General features: G+C 49.0%; 4 protein-coding genes. 1 reads left to right on the top strand and 3 read right to left on the bottom strand.

Annotated elements, in window-relative coordinates:
• On the top strand, positions 1-2,621 hold a 2,621-nt coding region (locus MHN01_RS17145), incomplete at its 5' end, for an amylo-alpha-1,6-glucosidase (RefSeq protein WP_239412454.1).
• Between the two features lie 184 nt (positions 2,622-2,805).
• Here the strand turns inward: MHN01_RS17145 and MHN01_RS17140 are convergent.
• The 3 genes from MHN01_RS17140 to MHN01_RS17130 form a co-directional block, all read right to left on the bottom strand.
• On the bottom strand, positions 2,806-2,985 hold the full coding sequence (locus tag MHN01_RS17140) for a hypothetical protein (RefSeq protein ID WP_239412453.1): 180 nt from the start codon (positions 2,983-2,985) through the stop codon (positions 2,806-2,808).
• A gap of 183 nt (positions 2,986-3,168) precedes the next feature.
• Positions 3,169-4,044 carry an alpha/beta hydrolase gene (locus MHN01_RS17135; RefSeq protein ID WP_239412452.1) on the bottom strand — a complete coding sequence of 292 codons (876 nt, stop codon included), beginning with the start codon at positions 4,042-4,044 and terminating at the stop codon, positions 3,169-3,171.
• Positions 4,045-4,142: 98 nt separating this feature from the next.
• On the bottom strand, positions 4,143-4,657 hold a 515-nt coding region (locus tag MHN01_RS17130; protein ID WP_239412451.1), incomplete at its 5' end, for a TOBE domain-containing protein.

The following is a 4,657-nucleotide window of genomic DNA, read 5'->3' as shown; positions in this document are numbered from 1 at the left end:
AGCTGACTTTTTCTGCTGATAAATACAAGGCTGTATCATGCTTTGTTGATCAGTCTCAGCCGTTAATTGCAGCCAAAGGGATCGGCAATGATCTATCATTCCTGGCTCCTGAGACCGGCCTTTATACTGTCACGTTGACGGTGACTGCAGGTGAGCCTTCTTTGCTGATTGCATTGGGCGGCGAAAATCGAGATGCTGAGCCGAGTCGTGATTTGGTCCAGGCCGATTTTTCTATCGTGGCAGAATCGGGTTCATTACAGCCTAAGCCCGAGCCAGTCTTGGCACCCGACGCATTGTTCGAACAACTGGCTATTACCGCTGATAGCAGTGTTCCGTTTGTCTTTGGTGATAATGTTGATGGTTACTTTGAAGGTGTTACCCATGGGTTTGTGGCAGCCGGGAAGTACCGTCATAAACAAGGGTGGTATCTGGGGACGTTTGCATCTTTTGTCGACGGCAAGATTAATGACAAAAACGCAGCACCCGAAGCGGAGATTTTCCCTTATGGCGTGACTCATCATTACAATAATGAGGTTTCGGACACCTTTATGCTGTTGACTCAGCAGCGTGGAGCGGTAATCAATGTCTCCTCAGAGCATGCGGCAACGCTGTCGATTGCTCCGCAATTGAATCTTGCTATAAATGCTTCGACGGTTACCCGTTTTGATAATGGCGTTGTATACGCACTTGACCCGGCCCTTCGACAGGAAAACACCCCGTCATTTATCGCTTTAAGTGCCAACCGGCCTTTCCGGTTCAAGGAGTCAGCGTTTGCCGATCTTCCGGCTTTGAACGATGTTGTGCACCTAAGCGGCAGTCATGTTAAGCCTGTGATTGAAACACTTGAGGAAGAGACCTGCCTGACGCTTTTTCTGGCATTTGCCGAAACGGAAGAAGAGGCGGTTGCTCAGGCTAATGAACTACTGGCAGAAGACGGCTTCACCCGTCATCAGCAGCAAGTTTATGACATGCTGACCCAATCTTATTTGTGGACATCGGATCTTGAGTACAACCGAGCACTGATGTGGGCAAAGGCATCTGGTAAGGTGTTTGTTTCCAATGAGTTTGGCAAAGGGATCTGGGCCGGCTTACCTTGGTTCAAAGACTGTTGGGGACGCGATTCCTTTATTGCGTTGCCGGGTATTACCCTGGTTAACGGGGATTTTGATGATGCAAAAACTATCATCGATAACTTTGCCTCAATGCAATTGACGGACGAACAGAGTATCAACTATGGCCGGATCCCGAACCGGGTAACCAGCCTGACCAATATGATCTACAACACCACAGATGGTACGCCTTGGATGGTGAGAGAGGTGTGGGATTATCTGAGGTACAGTGGTGATCTTGAGTATGCCAAGTCGATTTATCCGGTGGTCCAAACCTATATCGACGGTATCGAGAAAAACTACCTTGATGAGCACGGCTTGATGACCCATAGGGATCCTGACACCTGGATGGATGCCAAGCTGGAGGGTAAATTGCCGTGGTCTGCGCGGGGTAATCGTGCCAACGATATCCAGGCATTGTGGTATACCAGCCTGAAAGTGGCTGTTGAGTTGGCAAGGCTGAATGATGATTCGGCATCGGCACTACATTATCGCACTCTTGCCGACAAGGTGCAGTCTAGCTTCCAGGCAATGTTCTGGGATGAGAGCAAAGAGCAGCTGGCGGATCGCCTACGTGAAGATGACAGCCGCGATTTGCAGGTACGCCCTAACCAGCTAATGACCCTGACCGTACCGTTTGATGGTGGCCTGGTTGATAAAACAACCGGGGCGAAAGTGGTGAAGAATGCGGTAAGTGAACTGCTGTTCCCGTGGGGGATCACGTCACTCTCGCAATATGATCCGGATTTTCACCCTTATCACGCTAACCGTGAGGAATACCACAAGGATGCGGCCTATCATAACGGCACGATTTGGGGCTGGAATGCGGGCTTTACTGTCTCAAGCCTGGTGGCTTACGGCTATGCGGATTTCGCTTACCAACTGACCAAAGATTTGTCGTGTCAGATCTTGTCTATCGGCAACCGTGGGGCGATGAGCGAGAACCTGGATGCCTTTCTGGATGGTGAAGGCAAAGTGACGACAACAGGTACCTATGCACAGGCATGGTCTGTTTCGGAGTTTACCCGTAATGGCTATCAGGATTATATGGGCTTTGCTCCGAATTTAATGGCTGATAGGGTGACACTGTCACCTTGTCTGCCGTCGGCGTGGCACTCAGCTCATGCGTTATTGCGCTTTGGTACTGATAACACGCTGAATGTCGCGATTGATCGTACCAAAAGGGGCGTAGAGAGCTACAAGTTGAGCTACGCACATGCATCAGGTGAATTACTTGAGCTGATCTTAACGGCTGAGAATAAGGCTAAGTACCTGCTTGAACTAGAGCTGGGGGAGGAGCCAGTTACTGTTCGTTTTGATCCATTAGCCATTGAAGCCGAAGTAAACGGCAAACATATCGCACTGGTTTGTGTTCAGCCTAGCTACCAGGATCAAATGGGCCAGCTGCAGTTCGCAACGCCAGATCTCACGCTCGAGTTTCCAGTGCTAAAAGGTCAGCATGTACTACAGAAATACGTCGAGGAGAGCGGTCTTGCCAAGGCAGGAGACTAGTCACCTGTCCCGGAACCATCAAGCATAGTTCTAGTTGATGTATAAGGCTAAATGACAAGACGCTGCTCAAAGAGCAGCGTCTTTTTTTGAATTAATCATACCGGTAAGGGTATCTAGCCTAGCTATGGGTAACTGGTACGCATAAGGTACATGGCATCGCTTGGAAAACCGGATATGTCATTGTTTACTCATCGATAAACACTTTTCCTTCTATTGAATAGGGCTCGTTATCGTCGTAGAGTTGTGAGTTTCCCTTGAGCTTTTTAATTTTAGCTTCAAGCGCTTTTGCCTCCTGGTAATTGCCTTCCTGGTAAGCCATGTAGATTAGCTGCTCGATATCTTCAATTCTGTCGTGGCTGCTCATGTAATGATCCTCCATCAAAGATACATCCAGATATCCTTACTGCGTGCTTCTATGGGCCGGGTGTTAATTGTACCGGACTTCTATTGATGTGCGGGTGCTTTGCGGTATCAACATCCCTGACTGTTTAAGTTTAGGTGTGAAGCGGGTTCCCCTCCACCAAACTACAGCTGAAAAGCCTCTGGTCTAGCGAGCGTAAAGTTGTTTTACCATATCAGGGAAACGCCTTGCCCAGGCACTTTCACTGTGCACGGCATCTTTTTCAACAGAAAGGCTACAGCTTAGCATGTTGCTTTTGTCTCCCAGCAGTTGGTGGATACGCTTGGCACCGTTAAGGTAGACAGAGGGAAATACGGCAATAGAGTGGTCGCTGGTTTCTTCGGTGCCGATATCCATGTAGATGTTCAGCGGGAACAAGATATCGGTTTGCTGGATAAAGTTTGTCATTGGCTTATCGGCAAACCAGAACGCTGGTGAAAATACACCGGCATTGGCAAAACTGTGTTGGTAGCGCAGGGCAATATATAAGCTGATCAGCCCGCCCATAGAGCTGCCGGCAACCGTCGTATGCTCCCTCTCTTTTCGGGTACGGTAATGCTGGTCGATATAGGGTTTGAGGGTGTCAGCGATAAACGAGCTATAGGCTTCTCCTTCGCCGCCGAGTGTGAGTTTGATGTCATTCCATCCATTGAGCTCAGAATCCAGCTCACAGGGCCATGGAGAGTATTCATTCATTCGTCCGAGGCCGTCATGAAGCGGGCTGTTATCAACGGCGACAATGATGACGCCATTCGTTTCATTGTTTGCCTGCATATGATCGAGTTGCTCGCCAACCTGCCAGCTCATACCTGAAATACAAAGTTCCGGCTCGAAGATATTCTGGCCGTCATGCATGTAGATAACCGGGTAATGCTTACCGCTGGTCGCGTAATCTTCAGGCAGGTAAATGCGTACAAGTCGGCGGCGGTTGAGCTGCGGCATGTCAAACTCTTCTAGCAAGATCAGGCGATCAGGATCATAACTTTTTATTCGGGCATCGAAAGGGCTGGTGAGTAACGTCATCGCGGGCTCCAACAATTGCTTAGTCTGGGAAATTGGTAGATACAAAAAAAGCGCTGTTAGAATTTAACAGCGCTTTTGTCTAGGGGGAAAGAGTTTGCTTATACACCAGGCTCTTTGTATAGGCGGCGACAAGCTTTACCGTCACTGTGGAACAGGTGGCAGCGGTGGGCAGGGATACCAACCTTAAACTTATCACCCGCTTCGAGATCGAGAGTATCCGGACGGCGATAGATAAAGTCAGCATCCATGTGCTCAAGATGCAAGTAAGCCTGAGTCTCGTAGCCAAGTTTTTCGATGACCTGTATCTTACCTTCGACACAGATATCACCTTCTTCGCAAGGTACCAGGTGCTCTGGGCGAATACCTAGTGACATACGATCACCCTTGTTAACAGTGCTGCCGTCAACCGGGATCCAGAACGTGTTACCGTCGCCCAACTGGACCATTACACGCTCATCTTCGACCTGCTCAACGTTCACACTCATGAAGTTCATTTTCGGTGAGCCGATAAACCCTGCAACAAAACGGTTCTGCGGGTAGTGGTAGAGTTCAAGCGGTTTACCAACCTGAGAAACATAACCACCATCAAGAACAACAATTTTCTCAGCCATGG

It is taken from the genome of Photobacterium sp. OFAV2-7 (genome assembly GCF_022347985.1).
Classification (GTDB): Bacteria; Pseudomonadota; Gammaproteobacteria; order Enterobacterales; family Vibrionaceae; genus Photobacterium.
Note: the sequence above shows the minus strand (reverse complement) of the source record. Positions and strands in the feature narration are given on the sequence as shown.

Bases quoted from the DNA above. Each gene is read 5' to 3' on its own strand.
- MHN01_RS17140 (WP_239412453.1), bottom strand. From the start codon at position 2,985: ATGAGCAGCCACGACAGAATTGAAGATATCGAGCAGCTAATCTACATG.
- MHN01_RS17135 (WP_239412452.1), bottom strand. From the start codon at position 4,044: ATGACGTTACTCACCAGCCCTTTCGATGCCCGAATAAAAAGTTATGAT.